This window comes from Bacillus sanguinis, from assembly GCF_018332475.1.
Lineage (GTDB): Bacteria > Bacillota > Bacilli > Bacillales > Bacillaceae_G > Bacillus_A > Bacillus_A sanguinis.
The window spans coordinates 1-1889 of record NZ_BOQB01000255.1 but is presented as its reverse complement, the minus strand read 5'-3'; the positions used below and the strand labels follow the sequence as shown (position 1 = coordinate 1889).

At 31.0% G+C, this 1889-nt stretch carries 3 protein-coding genes; 2 read left to right on the top strand and 1 reads right to left on the bottom strand.

Annotated elements, in window-relative coordinates:
* The first annotated feature begins 301 nt into the window (after window positions 1–301).
* Entirely contained in the window at window positions 302–457 is a 156-nt protein-coding gene (locus KI369_RS23000) for a hypothetical protein (RefSeq protein WP_000394773.1), read from the top strand.
* A 333-nt stretch (window positions 458–790) separates the two neighbouring features.
* On the opposite strand, the gene KI369_RS22995 is transcribed toward KI369_RS23000, so the two are convergent.
* Entirely contained in the window at window positions 791–1393 is a 603-nt protein-coding gene (locus KI369_RS22995; protein WP_000751948.1) for a hypothetical protein, read from the bottom strand.
* A 100-nt stretch (window positions 1394–1493) separates the two neighbouring features.
* On the opposite strand from KI369_RS22995, the gene KI369_RS22990 reads away from it, so the two are divergent.
* A complete protein-coding gene (locus tag KI369_RS22990; RefSeq protein ID WP_000467112.1) occupies window positions 1494–1736 on the top strand; it encodes a hypothetical protein in 243 nt (80 codons plus the stop codon).
* The last annotated feature ends 153 nt before the right edge of the window (window positions 1737–1889 follow it).

The window sequence follows — 1889 nt, the reverse complement described above, 5'->3', positions numbered from 1 at the left end:
AGGAAAATAAAGCGGATAATTACAAGGGCGTTTTATTTGAAATTATATTCTCAAAAAATAGCATATGAAACTAAGGTCAATTATGAAAAATCCAAGAAATACAGTATACATATTCAGATTATAGTAAACTAAATTCTTATAAAACTCCTTAACTAAAAGATTATATACAGACTAAAATTGGACAGATTTTCTATTTTAGATTGTTGAAGTATGGTAAAATAGAAGTATAACTGTATATCGTGTGAAGGTGGGCTTGTTATTATCCCTTCTTTCCATTTGGAAGGAAAGGGGGTGATATAACATGGAATTTTTGTTCGAACTTTTAAAAGAAATTGCAAGAGCAGTTGTGCGTGAGGTTTCAGCATACGCACTGAAAAAGCAATTCGAAAAAAAAGACAACAAAAAACCCGCGCTTCACCGACCAAAGTACAAGCGTGGGTCTAAAAGAAAAAGATAATGCATAATAACAGCCACCTTGACAGTAGCAGTTATGAGACGGGATGTTGACAGCATCTCGTCTTTTTTAGTTTATGCAATTCAGTTAAGTACTATACTTTATATATACTGAATATGCATTCAATATATAACTAATCTAAAGTAAACATACCATATTTTCATTTTTTGGTCAACGTTTGGAAATATGAGGGACTAAATTAAGTGGTTTATACTGTGATTCCTAATTTAAGTGATATAAAAAATAAAAGTAGTTTTATAGGGAAGGGTTTGCTTATTTTGAAAACAAGCAAACCCATTTAATAGTTAGTCTTTAATATATTTTACGGCAATGGTTTTATCTATATCTTTGTGCAAATTGCTCGGTATAAGAATCAACTAATTTTGTACGTCCAGAATCAGAATAAACTTTAATGTTGTATTTAATATAAACATTGTATGCATCTTGATCCTGCCATTTTTGTACAGTCCACCAATAGTTTTTACTTTTAGGAAGAGATAGTCCACCTATTACATACCCAGCTACACCAGAAGCAAACGTATTTCCGATTTTCGCTATAACCCCAGCACCTAAACCTGCTATAGCTGCGTTAACCATAAAACGATATGAGGCATTATAAAATACATTGTTTCCATAAGTTGTCGTTACATATTTCCAGTTGAATGTACCAGCTGTGGGGTGAACATATTGAATTTGATCCGAATCTTTAGGTGTTATTGGATTAAAGGGAGCTTGTCCATTTAGGAATAAAGAGTCTAAATCTTGTTGAGGTAATGAACTAATATCAATTGCTCTATTTTCTTTTGATACATCCTGGTTGTAAGAAACTGCAGGTGAATTTCCTTCCTTGTTCTCTGCTGCTTGCGTTGTTGAACTAAATGCAAACCCTGAGCTTAGTAATAAAACCAATGAACTTCCTGCTAATAATGTTTTTTTCATAATAATCCCCTTTCATTTGTATAAGAAATTTAATACAATATATTATACAGTCATTCTCTGAAAAGTAATTATTTTCTAAAAATAGGAGGTAGGAGTCAATATGTTTGGTAAGATTACTTCAAAAAATGAACGTATTTACGTAATTATTGTAGTTGCACTGTCTATAGGGTTGTTTAGCATATCTCGTACAGTTTGGTGGTTGTATGGAATGGCGTTTTTATTGTTTTTATCCGCTTTTATATTTAGAGACAGACCTACAAAAAAGGAAGTAATGATAAATCTTGTTGGCTTTGTAGCATTATGTTTTATTTTTTGGATAGGAGAATACATCATAAATTTGTAAAATACTAACAATAATTCTTATTAAATACGATTATAACAAATTATTAGATAAATGGAATATTTTACTAACAATTTTAATATAGTGCTAGTTAGGAAAAATCGGTTATTTAAGGGGTTTATGCCGTTATTTTTATTTAGGGGTCCTACCACATGC